Origin of the sequence: Rhodococcus sp. 05-340-2, from assembly GCF_002258915.1 — a bacterium.
Classification (GTDB): Bacteria; Actinomycetota; Actinomycetes; order Mycobacteriales; family Mycobacteriaceae; genus Rhodococcoides.
Map to the genome: position 1 here is coordinate 89,686 of NZ_NOYU01000013.1, position 22,764 is coordinate 112,449.

Annotated in this window: 20 protein-coding genes; 10 read left to right on the forward strand and 10 right to left on the reverse strand. The window is 63.0% G+C overall.

Translation table 11 applies throughout. From position 1 onward, the window contains the following. Window positions 1-239 precede the first annotated feature (239 nt). On the reverse strand, window positions 240-2,228 hold the full coding sequence (locus CH271_RS08240; RefSeq protein ID WP_094633334.1) for a fatty acid desaturase: 1,989 nt from the start codon (window positions 2,226-2,228) through the stop codon (window positions 240-242). A gap of 336 nt (window positions 2,229-2,564) precedes the next feature. On the opposite strand from CH271_RS08240, the gene CH271_RS08245 reads away from it, so the two are divergent. After that, complete coding sequence (locus CH271_RS08245) at window positions 2,565-3,842, forward strand: PucR family transcriptional regulator (protein ID WP_179274607.1); 1,278 nt, start codon at window positions 2,565-2,567, stop codon at window positions 3,840-3,842. A gap of 103 nt (window positions 3,843-3,945) precedes the next feature. On the opposite strand, the gene CH271_RS08250 is transcribed toward CH271_RS08245, so the two are convergent. Continuing rightward, complete coding sequence (locus CH271_RS08250) at window positions 3,946-5,235, reverse strand: competence/damage-inducible protein A (RefSeq protein WP_094633336.1); 1,290 nt, start codon at window positions 5,233-5,235, stop codon at window positions 3,946-3,948. A 90-nt stretch (window positions 5,236-5,325) separates the two neighbouring features. Between CH271_RS08250 and CH271_RS08255 the strand changes: the two genes are divergently transcribed. Beyond that, a complete protein-coding gene (locus CH271_RS08255) occupies window positions 5,326-5,733 on the forward strand; it encodes a DoxX family protein (RefSeq protein WP_094633337.1) in 408 nt (135 codons plus the stop codon). A gap of 143 nt (window positions 5,734-5,876) precedes the next feature. Here the strand turns inward: CH271_RS08255 and CH271_RS08260 are convergent, their stop codons facing one another. Together CH271_RS08260 and CH271_RS08265 are read right to left on the reverse strand one after the other, a co-directional pair. Further along, window positions 5,877-6,392 carry a hypothetical protein gene (locus tag CH271_RS08260; protein WP_094633338.1) on the reverse strand — a complete coding sequence of 172 codons (516 nt, stop codon included), beginning with the start codon at window positions 6,390-6,392 and terminating at the stop codon, window positions 5,877-5,879. A gap of 32 nt (window positions 6,393-6,424) precedes the next feature. Further along, window positions 6,425-7,102, reverse strand: a complete 678-nt coding sequence (locus CH271_RS08265; RefSeq protein WP_143546023.1) for a hypothetical protein — start codon at window positions 7,100-7,102, stop codon at window positions 6,425-6,427. Between the two features lie 103 nt (window positions 7,103-7,205). Here CH271_RS08265 and CH271_RS08270 point away from each other — a divergent pair, with 103 nt between their 5' ends. Continuing rightward, window positions 7,206-8,420: a hypothetical protein gene (locus CH271_RS08270; protein WP_094633340.1), complete on the forward strand. Its 1,215-nt coding sequence runs from the start codon at window positions 7,206-7,208 to the stop codon at window positions 8,418-8,420. A 158-nt stretch (window positions 8,421-8,578) separates the two neighbouring features. On the opposite strand, the gene CH271_RS28750 is transcribed toward CH271_RS08270, so the two are convergent. Next, window positions 8,579-8,734 carry a hypothetical protein gene (locus CH271_RS28750; RefSeq protein ID WP_170945711.1) on the reverse strand — a complete coding sequence of 52 codons (156 nt, stop codon included), beginning with the start codon at window positions 8,732-8,734 and terminating at the stop codon, window positions 8,579-8,581. 99 nt (window positions 8,735-8,833) lie between these two features. On the opposite strand from CH271_RS28750, the gene CH271_RS08275 reads away from it, so the two are divergent. The 5 genes from CH271_RS08275 (at window position 8,834) to CH271_RS08295 (ending at window position 14,159) form a co-directional block, all read left to right on the forward strand. After that, entirely contained in the window at window positions 8,834-9,481 is a 648-nt protein-coding gene (locus CH271_RS08275) for a hypothetical protein (RefSeq protein ID WP_143546024.1), read from the forward strand. Between the two features lie 163 nt (window positions 9,482-9,644). After that, on the forward strand, window positions 9,645-10,304 hold the full coding sequence (locus CH271_RS08280) for a response regulator transcription factor (RefSeq protein WP_094633342.1): 660 nt from the start codon (window positions 9,645-9,647) through the stop codon (window positions 10,302-10,304). A gap of 1 nt (window position 10,305) precedes the next feature. Further along, the gene (locus tag CH271_RS08285; RefSeq protein ID WP_256986332.1) at window positions 10,306-11,706 is read left to right on the forward strand and encodes a sensor histidine kinase; all 1,401 of its coding nucleotides are present in this window, start codon (window positions 10,306-10,308) and stop codon (window positions 11,704-11,706) included. A gap of 124 nt (window positions 11,707-11,830) precedes the next feature. Then, window positions 11,831-13,195, forward strand: coding sequence for an MFS transporter (locus CH271_RS08290; RefSeq protein ID WP_094633374.1), 1,365 nt, complete (start codon window positions 11,831-11,833; stop codon window positions 13,193-13,195). 25 nt (window positions 13,196-13,220) lie between these two features. Continuing rightward, window positions 13,221-14,159, forward strand: a complete 939-nt coding sequence (locus tag CH271_RS08295; RefSeq protein WP_094633375.1) for a TAXI family TRAP transporter solute-binding subunit — start codon at window positions 13,221-13,223, stop codon at window positions 14,157-14,159. A 157-nt stretch (window positions 14,160-14,316) separates the two neighbouring features. On the opposite strand, the gene shiA is transcribed toward CH271_RS08295, so the two are convergent. Both shiA and CH271_RS08305 read right to left on the reverse strand, forming a co-directional pair. After that, window positions 14,317-15,711, reverse strand: coding sequence for a shikimate transporter (shiA, locus tag CH271_RS08300; RefSeq protein ID WP_094633343.1), 1,395 nt, complete (start codon window positions 15,709-15,711; stop codon window positions 14,317-14,319). Between the two features lie 144 nt (window positions 15,712-15,855). Next, entirely contained in the window at window positions 15,856-16,578 is a 723-nt protein-coding gene (locus CH271_RS08305) for a GntR family transcriptional regulator (RefSeq protein ID WP_094633376.1), read from the reverse strand. Between the two features lie 195 nt (window positions 16,579-16,773). Here CH271_RS08305 and CH271_RS08310 point away from each other — a divergent pair, with 195 nt between their 5' ends. Then, window positions 16,774-17,640 (forward strand): isocitrate lyase/PEP mutase family protein, encoded by an 867-nt coding sequence (locus CH271_RS08310; RefSeq protein ID WP_094633344.1) that lies wholly within the window; start codon window positions 16,774-16,776, stop codon window positions 17,638-17,640. A 30-nt stretch (window positions 17,641-17,670) separates the two neighbouring features. Beyond that, window positions 17,671-18,669, forward strand: coding sequence for a C-terminal binding protein (locus CH271_RS08315; protein ID WP_094633345.1), 999 nt, complete (start codon window positions 17,671-17,673; stop codon window positions 18,667-18,669). 13 nt (window positions 18,670-18,682) lie between these two features. Here CH271_RS08315 and araA read toward each other — a convergent pair whose 3' ends face one another. The 3 genes from araA to araB are packed head-to-tail and all read right to left on the reverse strand — an operon-like array spanning window position 18,683 to window position 22,552. Continuing rightward, entirely contained in the window at window positions 18,683-20,167 is a 1,485-nt protein-coding gene (araA, locus tag CH271_RS08320) for an L-arabinose isomerase (protein ID WP_094633346.1), read from the reverse strand. 37 nt (window positions 20,168-20,204) lie between these two features. Beyond that, entirely contained in the window at window positions 20,205-20,882 is a 678-nt protein-coding gene (locus CH271_RS08325) for an L-ribulose-5-phosphate 4-epimerase (RefSeq protein ID WP_037192368.1), read from the reverse strand. Further along, window positions 20,882-22,552 (reverse strand): ribulokinase, encoded by a 1,671-nt coding sequence (gene araB, locus CH271_RS08330; RefSeq protein ID WP_094633347.1) that lies wholly within the window; start codon window positions 22,550-22,552, stop codon window positions 20,882-20,884. Before araB ends, CH271_RS08325 begins: the two co-directional genes overlap by 1 nt. Window positions 22,553-22,764: the final 212 nt, after the last annotated feature.

Here is a 22,764-nt window from a genome sequence, read left to right on the forward strand (position 1 = left end):
GATCGACTACGCGGCTCGACTACGCGGCTCGAGTCGACACGGCAGTCCCCGGTCTCCAGGAGTGCGATGGTCCACTCCAACCGTTCGGGGTGTACGACGACGAACGGTACACGCCACTCCTCGACGTACTCCGAGATCGGCCGATGCATGTCTTCAGGGTGGCATCGCACCTCGAGCACAGTGCAAGGGTGGTCAACCATCGTCTGAACCACAGTCCGCTACCTCGTGACCCGCAACACCTAGCCGTCGAAATCGATCCGCACTTCGGCGCTGGTGGGGTGCGCTTGACACGCTAGGACATAGCCGGCGTCGACTTCGGACCGGCGGAGTGCGTAGTTGCAATCCATCGATACTGTTCCGCTCGATACCTTTGCTTTACAGGTGCCGCAGGCACCGCCCATGCAGGCGTACGGAGTATCACTGCGTTGGGCGAGTGCTACGTCCAGTAGCGTTTCTCCCGGCGACAATTCGGCGCTGTATTCGGAGCCGCGAAGTCGGAACTGCACCGACGCCGACCGAAACTCGTTCGACTGTGCTTCGACTACGTTCGCCGGAGCGTGAAATACCTCCGAATTAACATGCTCGGAGTCGACGCCGTAGCGGGCGAGGGTGTCGCAGATGGTCTTCACCAGTGCTATCGGCCCACAAACGAACCATCGATCGACCGTTCCCGGGGCAAGTGCTCCTTCCAGCCAGGTGTCGAGTTTGGGAGCATCGATGCGGCCGGAGAGCGCGCCGTCGCTGACTACCGCTTCGCGTGACAGAACGTGAACTACCTCGAGTCGACCGTCGTAGCGCAACTGCAAAGAATCGATTTCTGCTCGGAACATCGTCGAATCGACAGTCCTGTTGCCATAGATGAGGGTGAAGCGGCTGTCCTGCTCCGTGCCGAGGGTATCGGCGATGACGGACATGATCGGCGTGATTCCACTGCCCGCCGCGAACGCAACGTATCGCTGTGTCGTCGTGGAATCGGCTCGATACCCGAACTGTCCGGTAGGAGAGGCCAATTCGAGAATTTCGCCGGGTCTCAGACTGTGATTGGCATACGTCGAGAACGCGCCGCCCGGTATCTCCTTGACCGCGATCTGCATCCGCGATTCTCCGTCTGTGGTGCAGATGGAGTAATTCCGTCGTACTCGACGCCCGTCGATGGTCGCTTGCACCGGCACGTGCTGACCCGGGAAGTAGCGAAAGTTCTCTTGTAGCTCAGGCGGTATGTCGAAAGTAATTGCCACGCTGTCGATCGTGACGTTTTCGACTACGGCGACGGGGATGCGGTGGAAGTCGGGTCGCGGTTCTGCGTCCGTGCTCCGCGGTAGCCCACGGCGGTTCCTGAACTCGTCGGTGGTCAGCCGGACTCCGTAGTAGGTCCCGATTGCGACGTCGCGATTCAGATACTGGTCTTCGTTCCGACGCCATGTGGCGATGTAGCGGTAGAACGGAACGGAAGGATGCAGGTGATGAACCAGGTGATAGTTCTGAGAGAACATCGCGGGGGTGAGCAGCCATTCCATCCCGACGCGGATGCGCGTTGCGCGATAACGATTTTCGCGCTGCGTGGCTTCCAGACCGTGGTGCGGGAGCCAGTCGAACCACCAACCGAGGAACAGAATCGAGATTCTCTGCGGAACGAAGTAGACGGTGGCGACCATCCAGATGTTGCCACTCGCGACGGCCCATGCGAGGCCTGCCACGGTCGACACGAACAGGGCCATCGTTTCGGTCACTTCGGACACCGGTCGAGTGCGAAGCCGCCGGAGGTAGAACGGGACGTACGCCACGTCGAGTAGTGCCCACCGCGCAGGTAGCTGCCACCAGGCTCCATGCGTGGCAAAGGTATCCGGGTCGTTGTCCTCTTCGTTGGCGTACCGATGGTGCTCGATGTGTATGTAGCAGAAGGAGACGAAGGAGATTGCCGAGGATACGAAGAGCATCGACACCCGCCCCAACACGCTGTTGACGAATCGATTTCGGCTGATCGAGTGGTGGCTGGCGTCGTGGACGACGGTGAACATCGCGAAGCAGGCGACCGTGTTGACCGTGATGGTGACCCATGTCGGAGCGACATCTGCCCACGCAACCCACGTCCCGATGCCGAATGCCGCCAGGGCGGTGAAAAATACCACCAAGGTGGGCCGCGCAAGGCGAGGCGTCGGCTCGCCTGGATCGGGAAGGACCCGAGTCGACAGAGGCCGGGAAATCGAATGCTGGGTGCCATTGGGCATGGGGAAGCTCCTGATCCTTCGAATTCTGTTGTAGGACAGGCACTCTCTGTACCTTGTCTCGGAGCGGGTTACCGTCGCGAACTCGCACGTTGGATGCCGTCGAACCGGACCGGGCCTTCAGGCCGAGATGCTGCGGGTGTACCTGCCTGGCTCTGTTCGTTTCTCGGTCTATGGTGATCACACTATTGCCGCGATGTGGGTTCGGCCATAGGCTTCGGCTATGATTTCTCGGCCAGGCTTTGTGCACTGCGCACGAAAATCCGATCGCGGGAGCGTTTGCGCGATCGTGGCGTGTGCCCTGGCCGGACAGCCGGGGCGACGAGGACAAGGATGCGGATGGATTCACAAATCCGGGGCGTGATGCCGCAGATTGCCGTGAATATTCTCGACGGCGATCTGATCGACGAACTCGTCACTCTCGTGCGGTCCGAGATCGCAGAGCTCGACGATGGCCCCGGCCTGAGCATGCTTCTCGAAGTCTGTATCGATGCCAATGTGAAGGCCGCCGTGAACTTTCTGGTCAGCGACGTCGACGAGCCGGAGCTTCGGGTGCCTGTGGTCGCGATCGACCATGCACGGGCTGTGGCGAGAGCGGGGATCGAGCTTTCGGCGCTACTTCGTGCGTACCGGATCGGGCATTCCCGATTCGTGCAGACCGCGATGGCCGGAGTGACGAATCTGGAACACCCGAACGGCAGCGTCGCCATCGTCGAGATGGTGACGCACGTTGCCGAATACATCGAGAAGGTGTGTGCGCAGGTCGAGGCTGCATATGTGGAGGAACGGGAGCGTTGGCGGGGTAGTCGGAACGGTGTCGTGTGGGGTTGGGTATCACGGTTGATGGACGACAGCGTTGTCAATACTCGGACGGCCGAGCGGGCACTCGACTACCGGGTGAACGGTCGCCATCTGGCTGTTTGCATCACAGTCGAAGACGCAGGCTCTGCGTCCACCGACGTGCACGTCTCGACAGGCGGCGATCGAGCATCCGCGGGTGTGGCAGAGGACGCTCGTGACCTGTTGGCCTCGCACCTTGGAAGCGCTGCGCCGCCACTGACCGTATCGACCGGAGATGGCGAGATGTGGGTGTGGTATCCCGTGGCGCATGGGTTCGTTCTCGATGTTGCCGCGGTCGCGAGGGAGGTCGTGGCTGCGAAGAGCAACGTGCGCCTGACATTCGGCAATCCGGCCTCGGGTAGAGCTGGGTTTCGACGTACATGGGAACAAGCGCGCGAAGTAATGCGAGTTGCATCTGCCGAGGCCAGGTCTCTGCAACCTGTGATCGCTTATTCGCAGATCGCTTCCACCGCACTCATGTCCGACGATCGTGCCCGGTTGCGCGAATTCGTCGTCGATGTACTCGGCGATCTTGCCCTGTCGACCGAGAAGGCGGAGCGATTGCGCGAGACATTACGCGTGTTCCTGATGAACGGCCGGAGTTTCTCGGCCGCAGCATCGAGACTATCGGTGCACCGCAACACTATTCAGTACCGTGTGGAGCAGGCCTTGGGTGAATGTGGACGCAGTCTCGACAGTCCCGACGACACACTCGATATTCAGATCGCGCTTCGAGTGTGTCAGTGGCACCGCTCGTCGGTCCTGGTCGAACGATGACGGTGGATCCCCATGTGGAGGCAGACCCGTGGCGATTCGAGGTGCGGACCACGACTCCGTTGTTCGGCCGAACACAGCGCAGATCGGACGAGTGGCGGCAGGCCTATTCGGGGCCCTCACCCAACGCGTCCGCGAGCATATGCATGGCCGCCGTGGTCGACAGCGAACGCACGCTTGCCCTGTCGCCAGGGATATGAAGCGTGTGAGTGATGGTAGGTCGGCCCGTGACGGCGATACCGAAGCAGACGGTCCCGACCGGTTTGGTCTCGGTGCCACCGCCCGGTCCGGCAACGCCACTGGTCGATACCGCGATGTCGACGCTGAGCCGCTTCAGTACGCCTTCGGCCATCAGCGCCGCCACCGGCTCGCTGACGGCTCCGTGCCGATCGATGACCTCGGCTGGGACGTCGAGCAGACCGGTCTTCGCCTCGTTGGCGTAGGACACCACCGCGCCGATGACGTACGCCGACGATCCTGCACGGTCGGTCAGGCGTGCGGCGATCATCCCTCCGGTGCACGATTCTGCCGTCGCGATTCGATGCCCGGACAAGCGGTTCGCGACGATGTCGTCGATGGTGGAGCCGTCGGTGGAGAAGACCTGTGCACCATGGATTTTGTCGATGAGATGTTCGAGTTCCGTGTATGCGGTTCTCGCTGATTCGGCGTAGCGGGTCACCATCTCGAGCTCGCCCCGACTCAGGCAGGTGGTGATCTCGAGTTCGCCGAATCTCGTGATCTCGCTTTCGGCCGTCCGCAACGTCGCGGCGAGATCGGCTTCGGACAGTCGATAGCCGCGAATGGTGTCCTGACGCATCTGTGTGCGGCGGGCGAAAACCTCGGCGACGGGTGTGCTGTCGAGCGCTTCCGGCCACATCGCCTGCAGTTCGCGTGGTGGTCCCGGCAGGATGAGGACGGCGGGCAGGGACCTGGACTCGTCGGCTGGTATCGCGACCCCGGGTGCAGTTCCGGTCGGTGGAATGGACTGCGCACCTTGGGGAACCATCGCCTGCTTGCGGATACCGGCCCGTAGCGGCTCGGAGTCGGCTGCAGAACTCATGCGGCTTCGCCACCGTTGCACGATCGCGTGGATGCGATCTTCGAGCTCGGCGTCCAGCGTCAATTCGCGGCCGTACAACGCGGCGACGGTCGGAACGGTGAGGTCGTCGGCGGTCGGACCCAAACCTCCGGTGGTGACGATCAAGTCGACGCGTTGATCGGCCAGAAACCGAACCTGCGCAGCCAGATCGTCCGGCCGATCACCGCAGACGGTGATGTGGGCAACGTCGACCCCCATCTCGAGAAGTCGCTGAGCCACCCATGGGCCGTTCCGGTCGGTGACCCGACCGGCCAGAACCTCGGTTCCCGTGACCACCACACCTGCTCGCACAGTCATGCTTAGACCTTACTGACTGGGGCGCGCCGGTGACTTTCTCGGTTGTACCGGGTCCAAGAGGTGGCATCGACCGCTATCGAGGAGACAACCATGACCACCACTCACACCAGCACGCCGAGGAAGATCGCTCCGCGGATCGGCCTCGTTCTACAGCTCCTCGTGATCGTCTTCCTACTGTTCGACGCGATCGGCCACATTCTGAATCTGCAGGTGGTGAAGGACGCATCGGTCGACCTCGGCCTGCGGGACGAGATGGCTCCGATCACCGGCATCGTCATGCTGGTCATCGTGGTTCTCTACGCCGTTCCCGCGACGTCGATCCTGGGTGCCATCGTGCTCACCGGCTATCTCGGTGGGGCCGTGCTCACCAACTGGCGTGTCGATAAGCCTCTGCTGAGCACCGTGTTCTTCGCGATCTACGTGGGCATCGCAGCGTGGGGTGCGCTGTACCTACGGGACGAGCGGGTGCGCAGCATCATTCCATTGCGCCGAACGTAGGGATCGGCGTTCGAGCGGTCCGCGCCGCTACTCGACTGCTCAGGTGACCGGATTGTCCCTGTTCTCCGCACTCGGGCGCGTCTGCCACGAATTCGGGTGTTCCCGGAACAACCTGCACCCGGAGCGAATGAGACCCAGCGATGTCAGGCCACGGTGAAGCGCACGGTATTACCGGCGGGGTCGAGCAGGGTGGTGTTGAGTGGAGAGTCCGTGGTCACCGTCAGTCCCGCTCTACCGGAACCGATGTCGATGGCGAGTTGCTTGCTCCACTCCCTACCTTCGGGCGGAACCGTACCGACGGCGGCGGAGTTCAGGTGGACCATCCACGTGCCGCCGGTCGGCTTGGCACCGCTGTACGGGTCGACCCATGGGGCGTCGAAATTGTTCATGTTCACGAACACGGTGAGCGGGCATCCGTCGGTGAAGAACGTTCTCCAGGTCAACGTGATCACCGCGATACCCGGTCGGTCGTGAGGCGTGTACACGTCGCCGCCCACCTCACCCGCGCACGGCAGTGACAGTTCTCTGCCCAAGGAAAGGTTGTACGGGAACGGCGTGAATTCCTGGTGGTGTGCTGATGCCACACCCGGTGCTCCGACGAGAACTGTCGCGAGCGAGGCGAAGACAACTGAGATTCTGACGGTCCAGGGTCGAGTCACGAACAGGACAATACGGGAATTGCGTCGAGAGCTCAGTGTCGTCGGTCGTCGATGTGTGCGAAGTTGATTCGCCTCGGTGCGTTGGGGTCGCGTGGGGGTGGCTTCTGCCGTTCGGCAGCAGCGGCGAACCAACCGCCTTCAGGAATCTCGACTTCGGGAGTCTCGCGATTGTCCATGTCGATCTGCGCTGCTGTCTCCGGATCCGGCTCGTCCCACAGGGCGGTCACCTGGTCTGCGGCGGAAAGGAACTCGTCTGCGTCGATTGTGAACCGGGTCTCGTCGATTCCGAAGTACGGCCATGCGAAGTGGACGTTCATCGGGCCTGGGGCAGGCAAGGCAGTGAGTACGAGACCGATCCGGCCGTGAATGCCGCTTCCGTTCCCGCCGTTCGCCTGCAGGCCTGTGGGTCGGCCGGGGAGATTGGTGGATACAGTGCCCTGCGCATCCTCGAAGCCGATCAGCATGGGCGGGGTACGGCCGGACTCGGGCTTTCCGAAGCCGTACATACCGAGGAAGCGATCCGTGGTCGGGACTGCCGCATCGACCGACAACGTCACGCAACGGCTGTAAATGTGTGCGCCGGTGAGCCAGACCGCGATGGTGTCGGTGTGTGCGAGTACGAGTCGCAAGGGCACCATGGCCGGAATCTCGTTGACAGGTACGCCCAGAAAGCGCAGCGGTGCTGGGTTCGAGCCGGGTTCATTGCTCACGCCAGCCACCTTGCACCAACGCTCGCAGGTGCGCAAGGAAAGGGATTCGGTGCTGGTGACTCGGATGGCCGAGACGTCCCGAGTCGAAAGCTAGGCTCTGCGAATGCGAACCGATATGCGACGCGGTGGGGTGTGGATGGACGTCGCAGTGGTCGTAGCGATCGTGTCCGTCGGAACCGTGGTTGCCGGAGTCCTCGAAGATCAGCGGCCCTCCGTCGGGCCCATACCCGGCTGCGACTTCGTTCTTCCCGCCGAGGAAGGCTTTTCTTTCTCGATCGGTTCTTACGGGGGTCGGTACGACAACCCCGACTATCCGTGGCTGACGGCAACAAAGGCGTCGGCAATGTCGACTGCGTTGATCGAATCCTTGCCCGCCGATGTGGAATTGGAGTTCGCTCCGCCGTCGAATTCTTTGGTGTTCCAACCGATGCAGATCTATCCCGAGGGCGTCGAGATTGCGGAGGGCGTCACGGTCGAGGACATCAGCGGTGACAGTACGGCCTCCGGCGTCGTCGGTCGCGGAGATGTGCTGGCGCCCCTCGGAGTTTCGGTCGAAGAGTGGGACGGGGAAATTCCGCCGTGCGTCGAAGAGCGGGTCGACGAACGAACGACCCTGCCCGACGGCACTGTTGTCGACACGTTGGATGCGGTGTCGGACTTCAACGGAGGGGCGACGCGTCGCCGCACTGCGGTCGCGTATTTCGCGGACACTCTCGTACACGCGAGAACGTCGAACGACGGTAGCGACGTGATGCTCCCGCTGGAGGTGGACGAGCTTCGCGGCATCGTCGCGAACCCCGAATTGCGCGTCACCGCAGGGGTTCCCGACGGAACACCGCCACCGCCTCGTGACTGTGGTTCGTACCGAGAGTATCCGACGCTCCCGCTGTCCGAGGACACGGTCGAACGCATCGGCGCGTCACTGGCCGACCAGTGGGCAGTCGTCTTTCCTGATACGCAATCCGATCGGCCCATCGGCGATCTGGTGCTCGGGTCGTCCGGAAGTGGAAGTGCGTGCACCACAGTGAACGTATCGACACCGACCGGATCCACGGAATTGAGTATCGAGATATCGACCGGGGACACCACTGGGTGGCGAAACACCGACGCGCAGGACAGTTCTGGTGTGAACCGATCGACTCTGCCCGACGGCACCGTTGTGACCCGTCGCTCTGACGAGAGCCCGCGAGGTGGTCAGTCGAGCGAGTGGTTGAGTGTGCTCCGGCCGTCGAACACGCTCGTGCAGTTCAGCTTTGGAGACGGAATCGACGTGGATTCACTCGTCGAGCTCGCGTCGGCTGCAGGATTGGATCTGTGAGCCCCAGCGATCGATGGGTGAGGCACTCGATCCGGGCCGGGGGGTACGACCTCGAAATCGACGGTCGCCCAGCGCCGGGGCGACGACTGGGCCGACCGGCGACATTGCTCGGCGGACGGGTTCGTGACGATGAACCGATCACGCCGTCGACCCGTGGATCAGCTCTGCTCGGTTCCGTTCTCGGGAGGGTGGGGCACGTTCTCGTCGTCCACGTGCGCGCCCTCGATCGCGTCGGTTTCGGCCGTGTGTTCGCGCGGGCCGTCGTTGCTGCCGTGGGACGGGACTGCATCGCTTGCATCGGTCGGCATCGTCATGAAGTCTCCACAAAGTCGGGGCGAGGGGTCGCCGAAGGTTGGACAATGTGGGTGTGCCCCGCTGCGCGCAGAACTACACACCGAGAGGGCAAGGACTGTATGAAATCGACAGGCGCACGTGGCTCGGTGTGGTCGACGGTTGCGGTGATCGTCGGGATCGTCGCCGGCGGCACGGTTGTGGCCGGCCTGCTGCACGAACCGCAACCTGACCCAGTGGTGATTCCAGGTTGCGAGGAGGTCATCCAGCCAGAGGACTCGGTGCGGGTGAACTACGCATTTATCGGCGGAGGTGACGTCGACGTTTCCGAGGTGCCGTGGAGGTTCGAGGCCAAAGCACGAGCGATGACCGATGCCCTGATCGCGGCACTACCCACCGGAGCGACCGTCGAACCCGAACCGTTCGCACCGACCTTCGGCTTCGACGCGGTCGCGGTACGGCAGTCGTTGGACGGCGAGGCCGACGCGCTCGGAACCGTCACCGCCGGCGATAGGACCGGCACGCTGACAGTCACCGTCGGGTTGTCCGATCAGCCCGCTGGTCCGTGCTTCGCGGGCGTCGTCGACGAGCGCTCGACGCAGGCCGACGGAACAGTGCTCGACATTCAGGACAGCAAGGACACGAGTCGCGTCATTGCGCGCGCGACCGACGGCACCCGTATCGATGTGAATGCCAGGGGCGTGTTGACGCGCGAGCAGGTCATCGATATCGCTCGTGCACCCGGTCTTCGCGCGAGCGCCCCTGCCTGACGAACTGGGTGCGCCCACGGGCCGCACCTGAGCGTTCACTACCGTCGCTCACCGGCGGCATCCCGCGCATGACACCCGATTCTGAACACTGACGTCCGCGCGCGCGTGCCGACCCGTAGCCAACAGCACTCGTCCAACCCGATGGTGGCCTATCTTGAGGTCGATGCGTATAGCTGTGGTTGAGGACGACGACGGGGTCGGTGATGCGTTGGTCGACGCGTTGACCGAGGTGGGACACGCGCCTGTCCGCATGCGTCGAGGTGCCGACCTTCTGCTCGGCTATCACGAGATGGACGTTGTACTACTGGATCTCGGACTACCGGACATGGACGGCCTCGATGTTCTTCGCAAACTACGAACCCTCAGTTCGGTCCCGGTGGTGGTATTGACTGCACGGGACGACGAGCGCTCGGTGGTACGGGCCCTGCGCGGCGGCGCAGACGACTACGTCGTCAAGCCGGCCCGATTGGGGGAATTGCACGCGCGACTCGAGGTGGCCGCGCATCGACGAAGCGCGGCCACCGAACCCGCGGCGGACAGGCTGACACTCGGTGACGTCGTCGTCGATCTGTCCGGTCGTGCCGTCGAAGTCGGCGGACGCGATGTTGCGCTGACAACCAAGGAGTTCGACCTGCTGGCCCATCTCGTGACGCGACGCGGCGAAGCAGTGAGCCGGGAACAGTTGATGGACGCCATCTGGGGTGACGCCTATGTCGCGATTTCACGAACGCTCGACGTCCACATGACGGCATTGCGTTCCAAGCTCGCTCGCCCGGGTGCCATCGTCACCATCCGCGGCTTCGGCTACCGCTGGGATACCTGACGTGCGGCGGCGTGTCCTGTTGGTGTTGATGATCTACTCCACCGTCGTCGTGCTCGCTCTGTCGGTTCCCCTCGCACTGTTGGTCGGCCGCGAACGGGCCCAACGGTTCGGCGAGAATCGGGCCGCTGCAGCATCGTTCTTCGCAGAACTGAGCTCGCGAGAAGACGAATCCGGCGTAGCACGTATCCGAGAATCGGTGCAGCGCTACAACAGTCTGTACGACGAGGGCGTTGCCGTCGTCGATCGCACCGGAGAGGCGCGGGCGGTGTCCGGCATGGACTTGCAGAGTGCCGACGTTCAGCAGGCGGTGGCAGGAGCGTTGCGTAATCAGCGCGGCGACCTACCGTCGAGCCTGACGCCGTGGTCGGAGTCCTCGGTGTTGATTGCCGCCCCGGTCGGTGGGGGAACGCAAGTGGACGGCGCGGTGGTCCTCGAGGCCTCCACCGATTCTGCGCGCAGGGACGTCGCACTTGCCTGGGTGGTCATCGCTGTCGGTGCCATGCTGATTCTCGCGACGGTGGCGGCGATTGCTGTTGCGTTGTCACGCTGGGTCGTTCGTCCGCTCGGTGCATTGTCCTCCCGAGTCCATTCGTTCGGCGACAAGTTCCACGATCAGGTGTCTATCGAAGGATCGCAACGCCTCGAGCCGGTGCCCTACGTCGGACCACCGGAGGTGCGTGAGCTGTCCAGTGCCTTCGAGGCCATGGCCGACGACGTCGAGGCCGCCACCGCTGCGCAACGTCGACTGGTGGCCGACACCGCCCACGCTCTCCGGAACCCACTGGCAGCATTGCGAATTCGGATGGACGTGCTGGGAATGCGGGTGCCGGATTCGGCAACCGATGCGCACCAACGGACCACCCTCGAGGTCGATCGCCTGAGCTCCGTGGTGGAAGACCTGCTCGTTCTCGCAGCTGCCGAAACACCGACGAGCACCCGATCTTCGGGGTGTGATCTCGGTGCGGTTGTCGCAGATCGCGTCGAATTCTGGTCGAGCACGACAGCGGTCGCCGGAATGACTGTCCACGTCTCGAAGCCGAATGCCGAGACGGATGGTCGAGTTGCGATGTCCGAGGACGACCTGACTCGAATCCTCGACGCTCTGCTGAGCAATGCAACCAAGTACGCCGGGTCCGGCTCCGGCATCGAGATCGGCTACCGAACCAGTGACGCGGACATCACGATGTGGTTGTCCGACAACGGACCCGGTGTGCCCGAAGCCGAACTCGGCAAGGTCGTCGATCGGTTCTATCGAGCGTCGAGTGCGCACGGGGACGGTACCGGTCTCGGTCTGTCGATCGTCCACGCCCTGACCGAGCGAGCAGGTGGATCCCTTCGAGTCATGGCGCGTCGGCCAGTGGGACTGCGGATCGAGCTGCGGCTCCCGAAGGTCGTTTCCTAAGGGAGTGTTAGGAAATCCGAAACGGCTTGGTTCCGGGCTGTGCTTGCCGTCACAGTAGGGAGGCTTCGGTTGCCGATCGTTGACCGGCAGCCCAATTGCCCGCTGAATGTGGAAGGACCAAACCATGGCCAACGAGGCCACCTCGATCACCGGTTCGACGCTCCCGAGTCCACCCGTTTCCTCTCGCGCTGCCACCCGCCGTGCCGTCTTCAACACACTGCGGGGGTCGTCCGGAAATCTGGTCGAGTGGTACGACGTGTACGTCTACACCGTCTTCGCGACGTATTTCGAGAATCAGTTCTTCGACTCCGCCGACAAGAACTCCACTATCTACGTGTACGGGATCTTTGCGGTCACGTTCTTGATGCGACCGGTCGGGTCGTGGTTCTTCGGCCGCTACGCGGACCGCAACGGGCGCAGGGCTGCACTGACGTTCAGCGTCTCGATGATGGCGGCGTGCTCGCTGGTCATCGCGCTCACTCCCGGACGGGAGAGCATCGGCGTATGGGCCGCCGTGATCCTGATCCTGTGCCGGCTGGTTCAGGGCTTCGCCACCGGTGGTGAGTACGGTGCGTCGGCGACGTACATGTCCGAGGCCGCCACGCGCGAGCGCCGGGGATTCTTCTCGTCGTTCCAATACGTCACCCTCGTCGGTGGGCATGTGCTCGCACAGGTGACTCTGCTGCTGATGCAGGTGTTCCTCGAGCGCGAACAGATCGAAGACTTCGGTTGGCGCATAGCCTTCTTCATCGGCGGAGTCGCGGCAGTGGTGGTCTTCTGGCTGCGCCGCAGCATGGACGAATCCTTGACCAAGGATCAACTCGACGCCGTTCGCAGCGGTGCGGACAAAGCCTCCGGTTCCTTGAAGGAGCTGGTCGCCAACCACTGGCGGGCGTTGCTGATCTGCTTCATGGTGACGGCCGGTGGCACCATTGCGTTCTACACCTACAGCGTCAACGCACCCTCGATGGTCAAGACCGCGTACGAGGACCGGGGGATGACCGGTACCTGGATCAACCTCGCCGGCCTGGTCTTCCTCATGCTGCTGCAGCCCATCGGCGGAATGATCAGCGACAAGGTGGGCCGCAAGCCGCTGCTCGTCTTCTTCGGTATCGGAGGCGTGCTGTACACCTACGTGCTCATCACGTACCTGCCGACGGCGACGTCGGTGGTGCAATCGCTCGCACTGGTGTGCGTCGGTTACGTCATCCTCACCGGCTATACCTCGATCAATGCGATCGTCAAAGCGGAGCTGTTCCCGTCGCACGTGCGCGCACTCGGTGTCGGCTTGGGATACGCACTCGCCAACTCGGCCTTCGGCGGTACAGCACCACTGATCTATCAAGCCGCGAAGAACGGCGGGCACGTGGGTTGGTTCATCTTCTACGTGACGGTCGTGATCGCCATCTCGCTGCTGGTGTACATCTTCGTACTGCGCAACAAGTCCGAGACCGTGCTCGACCGAGAGCAGGGTCGAGCGTTCCAGTGACCTGCGACGCCTTACAGTGACTGACATGGCCGATCCCGCAGCGTCGTTCTCGCGTAGAACGGCGTTGCAGGCCGGTCTGTTGGCCCTGAGCACTGCCGTCGTGGGTGCCTGCGCCTCGGACCCGCCGATGCAGCTGCGCCTCGCGGCAGGCGAGGTCGGTGGCTTCTTCTGGGAGTTCGCCGGATTGCTGTCCGACGCTACCGCGAAAACCGATGCAGCGCAGATCGTTCCGCTCACGTCGGCCGGCTCCGTCGACAACCTCGAGGCGTTGGGTTCTCGGCAGGCCGAGCTCGCCCTGACGCTCATGGACGCCGCCTACAGTCACCCGAGTGGAGATCTGGCGGCGGTCGGGTGCGTCTACGAGAACTACTTTCAAGTGGCCGTGCGCGCGGACTCGGCCATCGAGTCCATGGACGATCTGCGAGGGCGAAACGTCAGCATCGGTGCCCCGGGATCCGGTGCCACCGAAGTATCTCAGCGAGTTCTCCGCGCAGCGGGTGTGGCGGAAGCAGGTGCCGTGGGACAGGTTCAGCTGTCGATGAGCTCGGCGGCAGATGCCCTGACGACCAACGAAGTCGATGCCGTGATGTGGGCGGGCGGGTTGCCGACTCCGGCGTTTGCCCAGCCTCGAGCCGCGATTCGTCTACTCGATCTGGGCACCGTCGTCGCCGATCTCAGACGCGAATTCGGTACCGCGTACGAGGCAGTGCTGGTACCGGCAAACGTGTACGGCGAACATCCGGAGGTGACCACCGTCGGGATTCCGAATCTTCTCCTGGCGCATCCGGAGGTTCCGGACCGCGTTGTCGCCGCGCTGGTGAGTGTGCTTCTCGATCAGTCCTCCGGCTTGGTTCCCGGTCAGGCGATCGGCAGCCAATTTCTCGACGCGCGGTCGCTCGTCATGACCGGCAGCATCCCACTGCACCCCGGAGCCGAACAGGAATACCGACGACGGCACGGGTGATCGATCATCCTGTGTTGCACTATCTTCGGAGTGAGGACGGTGGCAGCGCACGGCCGGATGCTCCGAATCCCGAACGTAGGTGGTCATGAGTCGGGGTCAGCCGGCTCGACGCTCGACCAGCCGACCCCGACTCCGATTCCTCGTCGCTTTTCGATAATCAGACGGACCTGGAGCCGATAGCATCGTCGTGGAGACCCTGGGCGTCGGTACCGGGCCGCTCTGATTCGAACTCATCGAGCGCTGCGGTCGATGAGTCGGCGTCGCCATGAGAGATGGAGGCTGCGATGACGGCCGAGACTGCGCAACCGATTCCGAGGTAGGCCGCCACCAGGTACCAGCCGCCATCGTTGATGCCGACGAGAAGGGCGGCAATGAACGGAGTGAGGCCCCCGGCAATGGCGCTGGCAACCTGGTAGCCGACTCCGGCACCGCTGTAGCGGTATTCGGCACCGAACATCTCGGTGAACAGTGGCTGCTGAGCGCTGACGACCGAGTCGTGGCCGATATTGAACAGGACTACGGCGAGTATCGCCGTACCGACCAGAGAGTCGTTGTCCATTGCCATGAAGAACGGAGCCGCACAGACTGCACCGACCACAGAGCCGAATACGTAGATCCTCTTGCGCCCGTACCGATCCGACAGGTATGCGAACGTCGGAATCGTGACGATTCCAAGCGCACCGACCACAAGGATGATGTCCAGCATGAAGCCGCGGCTGATCTCGGTGTGGTTGGTGGCGTAGCTCAGTGCGAAAGCGGTGACGATGTAGCCGATGAACAGTTCGGCGAAGCGCAGTCCGATGATCTTGAGGAATGCGGTCGGGTGTGCTTTGAGGGCCTCGAGAAGCGGAATCTTTCTCTGCTTCTGGACATCCGAATTCACCACCTTCTCGGTGAACTCCGCTGTCTCGTTGACGCTGGACCGGATCCACAGGCCTATCGCAACGAGTATGATGCTGGCAATGAAGGGAATTCGCCAGCCCCACTGGTTGAAGTCCTCGTCGCTCAGTGTTGCACTGAGAATGGCTACAGAACCCGTTGCGATCAATAATCCCACCGAGTACCCAACCTGTACGCCGCTGCTGTAGAACGCCTTCTTTTTCGGGGGCGCGCTCTCGACCGCCATCAATGCCGCCCCGCCCCACTCACCGCCGACCGCGAATCCTTGAATTGCTCGGAGCACGACGAGCATGGCCGGGGCCCACCATCCAATGGAGTCGAATGTAGGGAGTAGGCCTATTCCGGTCGATGCCAGTCCCATGACCAGCATGGTGATCACGAGCATCCTTTTGCGTCCCAGTCGATCCCCGAAGTGACCGAAGACAATGCCGCCCAGCGGACGGAAGAAGAAGCCGACGCCGAACGTGGCGAATGCGGCAAGGGTGCCGATCGCCGGGCTCACGTCGGGGAAGAAGGCGGTGTTGAACACGAGCGCAGCGATCAGTCCGTAGAGGATGAAGTCGTACCAATCGATGACGGCACCCGCAAAACTGCCGAACGCGGCCTTGCGTGCCTGCCGTTCCTGTTCGGGAGTGAACGATGTTTCGGTCATGTGGGTCTGGGGTCCTATTCGTGAACGAACGCCGTGCGTTCAGGCTTCATGAGGCGTGGAGGCTCTCCACTCCACAACATGGATCCCGCAACTGGGATACTAGATGAGTGTGACACGGAGCACCTCAGCCCGCAAGCGTCTCTTCTACAGCGCCTGAAGTTTCTGTCTCATGCGGTCCGCGCGAGAACCCGAGTGCGCGTGGGTGCGCTGCGCTAGAGCGACCAGGTACATCTCGCGGGTTCGCATGATGTGCACTTCGAGTAGTGGTTCGAGATCGCCGGCATTACCCGAGTCGAAAATTCTGGCCATGTGTTCATGCTCGGAGAACGACCGCTCGGGTTCGGTGGGGGAGAGAAACGTGAGATGGGTGCGGAGCGCAGCAACTCGTGTGAGGTTCATGCGATATGCGTTCTGCAGGTATCGATTTCCGCAGTTATCGAAGAAGGCCTCGTGAAAGCATGTATCGGCTTTCCCGTACCGCTGTGAGTCCCGTGAGGGGCGGGCTTCATCCATGTCCTCGATGGCGGCGCGAAGGTCGACGAGGGTAGCGGCGCGGTTGCGCTCGAAGGATAGGGAAGCGGCGCGAACTTCGAGTGTCGCGCGAAACTCGCACAGCTCGGCGATTTCGTCCTCGGTCGGTTGGAATACATACGTTCCCGATTTCGGCACCACCGTCACCAGGCCCTGGAGTTGTAACAGCCTCATCGCTTCCCGGACCGGAGTCCGGCTGACGCCCAGCGCTTCGGCCACGGCGTCCTCGGACAGCGCCTCTCCCAGCTCGAACTTGCCATCGATTATGGACGCTCTGAGGGTGTCGGCCACCGACGATGCCAGTGATGGAGCCTGTGATCGCACTGCACGTGCCATGAACTCTCCCGATTTCGCTGCCTGCCGCCTCGACTGTACCGGCATGTACGTCAGGTCGACCACCTGTCGGCATGCAAGACTTGCATTCCAATTGACGTCAATCTAGTGTCCTAGAAACCGGGAATGCAGCTCACGCGGCGGTCCCCCTCTCGCGGTTCTCGACCGTCCACCACCGACCACATCAGGAGCACATTCGTGCATGCAGCCGACACACTAGGAACTCTGATCTCACCCGGTGCCCCGATCGTCCGCGCCCCGGGCGCATTCGACTCGTTTTCGGCGCGACTGGTCGAGAGCGCGGGTTTTCCGGCGGTCTACATGACTGGGTTCGGTGCGACAGCATCCCGGCTCGGGATGCCGGACATCGGCCTGCTCACGCAGACCGAGATGACCGAGCATGCGCGAAACATGGTGCGCAGCACGTCTATCCCAGTCATTGCCGACGCCGATACCGGCTACGGAGGCCCGTCCAACATCGACCGGACCGTTCAGGAATACATCCAAGCAGGTGTCGCCGCCATCCACCTCGAAGACCAGATTGCGCCTAAGCGGTGTGGTCAAATGGCTGGCATTCGTCTCATGCCGATGGAAGAAAGTGCTCGGCGTATCGAAGCGGCTGTCGCGGCCCGCAAGGGCGGATCACTCCTGGTGATAGCGCGGACAGACGCGCTGGCAGCCACGGGCCACGAGGACGCGATCGCCAGGGCGAAACGATACCGAGATGCCGGTGCTGACCTGGTCTTCGTGGATGGGGTGAAGACGCGGTACGACGTCGATTACGTGGCCGAGAATCTCGCCGGACCGAAGGTGGTCTCTCTGGTGGACGGCACCGAGGCCGCAACTCTGTCGGCGTCGGATCTCGAGGAGCGGGGGTTCTCGGTTGTCTTCTATGCCCTGACTGCCCTCTTCTCGGCAGCGACAGCGATGCGAAAGTCGTTGCTCGACCTGCACGAGACCGGCGTGATCACCGCCGGCAACGACGCAATCACCTACGCGGAGTATTCCGACATCGTCGGGCTGCCGTATCACCAGAAGCTCGACAACGAATTCGGCGCTCTCTGAATCGTTTCGACCACACCGAGGAGTCAGACCATGCCGAAGATCGTCATTACCGACTACGAATTCCCCGACCTGAAACCAGAGTTGGGTGTGCTCGAAGGTCACGACATCGAACTCGTCGCCGGCCCGTTCGCGTCTCGAGAAGATCTGATAGCTGCGTGCGAGGACGCCGACGCTGTCATCAACCAGTACGTGACAATCGATCAGGAGTTCATCACGCGTCTGAGAAACTGTCGAGTGATCTGCCGATACGGAATCGGAGTGAACACCATCGACGTGGCGTCGGCGACAGCAGCCGGAATCATGGTCGCAAACGTGCCCGACGGGTCGCTCGACGATGTGTCCGATCACGCTGCGGCCATGATTCTGTCACTGTCGCGGGGCTTGGTTAAGTACGACCGGGCTCTTCGATCGGGGGAGTGGAACTATCAGGCCGCGGCACCACTGCACAGGTTGCGCGGTGGACTCCTGGGTTTGGTCGGGTTCGGCAACATTCCCCAGCGGCTCGCCTTCAAGATGCGGGCCTTCGGTATGGAACCCATTGCTTACGATCCGTACTTGACGGCTCAGCGGGCGGAAGAATTGGGGGTTCGACCGGTGGATCTGGCCGAATTGATGCGGCTGTCGGATGTGGTCTCCGTTCACGCCCCACTGACCGACTCCACCCGCGGGCTCATCGGAGCCACCGAGTTGGCCTCGATGAAGTCCACTGCCTTCTTGGTGAATACGTCTCGTGGAGGCATTTTGGACGAAGACGCGTTGGCCGTCGCTCTGCGCACGGGGTCGATCGCCGGTGCAGGACTCGACGTGTTCGCACAGGAGCCGCTTCCGGTGAACCACGAATTCGCCCTGTTCGAGAACACGGTTCTCTCGCCTCACTGCGCGTGGTATTCCGAAGAATCCGAGGTCGAGATCCGCACCAAGACCGCACGTAATGCAGTCGAGACCGTGACGAACGGACGGCCGGTCTACCTGGTCAACACCGACGTCGAACCGCGACGGTTCGACCGAGTCGCCGGCGGAATCGTCTGACTGGTGTCAGGCGCTACAGTCTGGCCGCGAGTCGGTGGTATGCCGCGTTCCAGCGCAGTGTCTGTTGGAATCCTCGTGTCGTGGTTGCGGAATCGATGGTGAGCAACTCGACCCCGATCATGTCCGAGAATGCCTCCAGCACAGGCAAACCGATCGCGGTACTCAGCACTGTGTGGTGGGGTGCCCCGGCCGTCAGCCAGGATTCCGCTGACACCGCGAGTGAGGGCTGCGGTTGCCATACGGCGCAGGCGACCGGCAGCTTCGGGAGAGCCTCGTCGGGCTCGACGACGTCGATCACGTTGGCGGTCAATCGGAATCGCTCACCGACGTCGGACAGTCCGACGACAACGCCGTGTCCTGGATCGGCGGTGAAGCGCAGGCGGACGGGGTCTTCGCGGCCGCCGATGGACAGCGGATGGATCTCCAGGGTGGGCCGGGAGGTGGTGATCGAGGGGCACACTTCGAGCATGTGTGCGCCGAGGATCTTCTCCGCCCCCGGGACGAGGTTGTAGGTGTAGTCCTCCATGAACGACGTTCCACCGTCGAGGCCCTCGGCCATCACCTTCATGGCGCGCAACAGCATCGAGGTCTTCCAGTCGCCCTCACCGCCGAAGCCGTATCCGTCGGCCATCAGGCGCTGCACCGCGAGTCCGGGCAATTGGCGAAGCCCACCGAGATCCTCGAAGTTGGTGGTGAAGGCCTTGAATCCACCCTGGGCGAGGAACTGCCGCAGTCCGGCTTCGACGCGGGCACCGTACCGAAGCGAGTCGTGGCGGTCACCGCCCTTGTCGAGGCTCGGTGCGATGTCGTACAGCGACCGGTATTCGTCGATGAGGTCCGATACGGCCGAGTCGCTCACGCTGTCCACGACCTCGACCAGATCGTTGACTCCGTAGGTGTTGACGGACACCCCGAATCGCAACTGCGCTTCGACCTTGTCGCCCTCCGTCACTGCGACGTCGCGCATGTTGTCGCCGAAACGAGCCAGGCACAACGACCTCAGCTCCGCGCGACCGAGAGCTGCTCGCACCCACTGCTCCGCACGCTCGATCACCGCGGGATTGTCGACGTGGCCTGCCACGATCGTGCGCAGAACGCCCACCCGAGATTCGACGTGTCCGAACTCGCGGTCGCCGTGGGCGGCCTGGTTCAGGTTCATGAACTCCATGTCGATCGTCGACCACGGCAACGACATTCCGGCTTGCGTGTGCAGGTGCAGCAGCGGAACGTCCAACGCGTCGAGTCCGGCAATCCACATCTTGGCGGGGGAGAAGGTGTGCATCCAGGTCACGACGCCCACGCATTCGTCGGCGGCGTTCGCCTCGCGCATGCAGCGCAGGATCGACGACGCGTCGAGCAGCACCGGCTTCCAGACCACCGAGACGGGCAGTGCCGCATCGAGTTTGTGCGCGATCTCGCGAGACTGAACTGCTACCTGCTCGAGGGTCTCGGGGCCGTAGAGGCTTTGGCTACCGGTGAGAAACCATATTTCGGACATGGGGGTACCTCCGTGGAAAGAGAATTCGGCGCGCCGGTCAGCGCTGGCCGTAGACGTTCTGGTAACGGTCGTAGAGTGCGTCGACCTTCGAGCTCGGAATGGGAAGTGGTTGTCCCAGTTGATATGCCAGGTGTACCGATCGGGCGACGTCCTCGCACATGACCGCGGCCTTCACCGCGGATCGGGCGGATGGACCGACCGCGAAGACACCGTGGTTCTGCATGAGGATCGCCGGAGATCGACTGTCGGCGAGGGTATCGACGATGCCGCGTCCGATCGAGTCGTCGCCGATCACCGCGAAGGGGCCGACCGGAATGTCTCCGCCGAATTCGTCTGCGCACATCGTGGTGACGACCGGAATGGGTTCTCCTCGGGCCGCCCACGCCACCGCATACGGCGAATGTGTGTGCACCACACCGCCGATGTGTTCGAGGTGCCGGTAGACATAGGCCTGCGCCTCGGTGTCCGAGGACGGTGCATGGTCACCCTCGACCACTCTGCCGTGCAGATCGCACACCACCATGTTGCCGGGCGTGAGGTCGTCGTAGGAGACGCCACTGGGCTTGATGACCATCAGGTCCCGGCCGGGGACCCTCGCCGAGACGTTGCCTGCCGTCCACACGACCAGTCCGTATCGCACCAGCTCGGCGTGCAGGGTGCATACGTCGCGGCGGATCTCCTCGATGACTTCGCGTACGTCGTCGACGACGGTCATCATGCATCCACCTTTCGCGTCAGTGCGTCACGTCGGAGCGCTCGGAGGCGGCGCATGGTCGGCACGTCTCGGCCGAATCGATCGTGTAACTCCAGATAGATCTCGAAGAGTGCGTCGTAGGCTTTCGATCGCGATTCGTCGGGTACGAATGCGGCCCGACGTACCTTGCCCATCGATTTCGATGCGACGGGCACATCGGAATAGCACCCTGCCGCCACCGCGGCATGAATGGCGGATCCCAGGGCCGGGCCCTGGGCGGACGCGATGACCGACAACGGCATTCGCAACACATCGGCGTAGATCTGCATGAGCAGCGGGTTGCGGGCCAGGCCGCCCGCCACCACGAACTCCTCGACCGGAACTCCACTGTTGCGGAACGTTTCGACGATGACGCGGGTTCCGAATGCCGTGGCCTCGAGCAGCGCTCGGTAGGTGTCCTCGGGACGTGTCGCCAACGTGGTTCCGATGACGAGCCCGGAGAGTTCGTGGTCCACCAGGACCGACCGGTTCCCGCTGTGCCAGTCGAGCGCGACGAGCCCGTGCTCACCCACGTCCTGCATCTGCGCGAGCCGAGTCAGGTGTTCGTGTACCGACTCACCTGCCGCGGCCGCCGCCTCGCTGTAGGACGCAGGTACCGAGGTGCGCGTGAACCATCCGAAGATGTCACCGACGCCGCTCTGGCCCGCCTCGTAGCCGAAGGATCCGGCGATGATTCCGCCGTCCACCACCCCGCACATGCCGGGAACTTCCTTCAGAACGGTCGAACTCATCACATGGCATGTCGAGGTTCCCATGATGGCGACCATCCGCCCCGGTTCGACCGCGCCGGCCGCGGGTGCCGTCACGTGCGCATCGACGTTGCCGACAGCGACGGCGATGCCCTCCGGCAGTCCGGTCCATTGCGCAGCCTCGGCGGTCAACGTACCTGCGCACGAACCCAACTCGCCCAGCGGCTGATCGAGTTTGTCGGCGACGAAGGAACCGAAGTCCGGTGCCAGTTCGGTGAGGAAGTCCACGGACGGGTAGTGCCCGTCCTGATAGATGCCCTTGTATCCGGCGGTGCACGCGTTGCGTACGTAGCGTCCGCAGAGCTGCCAGACGATCCAATCGGCCGCTTCGACCCATCGGTCCATCGCGTCGTAGATCTCGGAATCTTCCTCGTGAATCTGCAGCGCCTTGGCGAACTCCCATTCCGAGGAGATCAGTCCGCCGTAGCGAGGGAGCCAACTCTCTCCGCGACGCGCAGCGAGATCGTTGATGCGGTCCGCCTGCGCCTGTGCTGCATGGTGTTTCCACAATTTCACGTACGAGTGCGGTCGATCGGCGAAGCGCGGATCCTCACACAACGGAGTGCCGTCGGCGTAGGTGGGGACCATGGTGCACGCGGTGAAGTCGGTACCGATGCCGACCACCTGCTCGGGTTCGACGCCGGCGGCAGCCAGCGCAGCCGGGACCGCACGACGCAGGACGTCGCGATAGTCGTCGGGCACCTGCAGTGCCCACGCGTCGGGCAATCGGACCGTGCCGCCAGGCAGTGTCTCTTCGAGCACCGCGTGACGGTAATCGTGCACGGCAGAGGCGATCTCGGCACCGTCCGAGACCCGGACGACGACGGCCCGGCCGGAGAGCGTGCCGAAATCGACTCCCACCGTGTAACGGTCAACCGGCATCCAGATCTCCTTAGTAGTGCCACCCGCTGTGACGTGTGCAACACAGTGTGAGCGCTAACATCGCGTTGCGTCAAGTGCGTGGGACGCATCGGTTCATCGAACGCGAGGCGAAGAGTCTCGCGGGGTGTCCGCTCGCGTCGATTCGAGTTCCTCGACAACGCACTTATTCGGATCTGTGCATACTGGTGTGACACGGGCCACACGAGCTGATC

Coding starts and splice junctions, on each gene's coding strand:
- CH271_RS08240 (WP_094633334.1), bottom strand. CDS start 2,228: ATGCCCAATGGCACCCAGCATTCGATTTCCCGGCCTCTGTCGACTCGG.
- CH271_RS08245 (WP_179274607.1), top strand. CDS start 2,565: ATGGATTCACAAATCCGGGGCGTGATGCCGCAGATTGCCGTGAATATT.
- CH271_RS08250 (WP_094633336.1), bottom strand. CDS start 5,235: ATGACTGTGCGAGCAGGTGTGGTGGTCACGGGAACCGAGGTTCTGGCC.
- CH271_RS08255 (WP_094633337.1), top strand. CDS start 5,326: ATGACCACCACTCACACCAGCACGCCGAGGAAGATCGCTCCGCGGATC.
- CH271_RS08270 (WP_094633340.1), top strand. CDS start 7,206: ATGCGAACCGATATGCGACGCGGTGGGGTGTGGATGGACGTCGCAGTG.
- CH271_RS28750 (WP_170945711.1), bottom strand. CDS start 8,734: ATGACGATGCCGACCGATGCAAGCGATGCAGTCCCGTCCCACGGCAGC.
- CH271_RS08275 (WP_143546024.1), top strand. CDS start 8,834: ATGAAATCGACAGGCGCACGTGGCTCGGTGTGGTCGACGGTTGCGGTG.
- CH271_RS08280 (WP_094633342.1), top strand. CDS start 9,645: ATGCGTATAGCTGTGGTTGAGGACGACGACGGGGTCGGTGATGCGTTG.
- CH271_RS08290 (WP_094633374.1), top strand. CDS start 11,831: ATGGCCAACGAGGCCACCTCGATCACCGGTTCGACGCTCCCGAGTCCA.
- CH271_RS08295 (WP_094633375.1), top strand. CDS start 13,221: ATGGCCGATCCCGCAGCGTCGTTCTCGCGTAGAACGGCGTTGCAGGCC.
- shiA (WP_094633343.1), bottom strand. CDS start 15,711: ATGACCGAAACATCGTTCACTCCCGAACAGGAACGGCAGGCACGCAAG.
- CH271_RS08305 (WP_094633376.1), bottom strand. CDS start 16,578: ATGGCACGTGCAGTGCGATCACAGGCTCCATCACTGGCATCGTCGGTG.
- CH271_RS08315 (WP_094633345.1), top strand. CDS start 17,671: ATGCCGAAGATCGTCATTACCGACTACGAATTCCCCGACCTGAAACCA.
- araA (WP_094633346.1), bottom strand. CDS start 20,167: ATGTCCGAAATATGGTTTCTCACCGGTAGCCAAAGCCTCTACGGCCCC.
- CH271_RS08325 (WP_037192368.1), bottom strand. CDS start 20,882: ATGACCGTCGTCGACGACGTACGCGAAGTCATCGAGGAGATCCGCCGC.
- araB (WP_094633347.1), bottom strand. CDS start 22,552: ATGCCGGTTGACCGTTACACGGTGGGAGTCGATTTCGGCACGCTCTCC.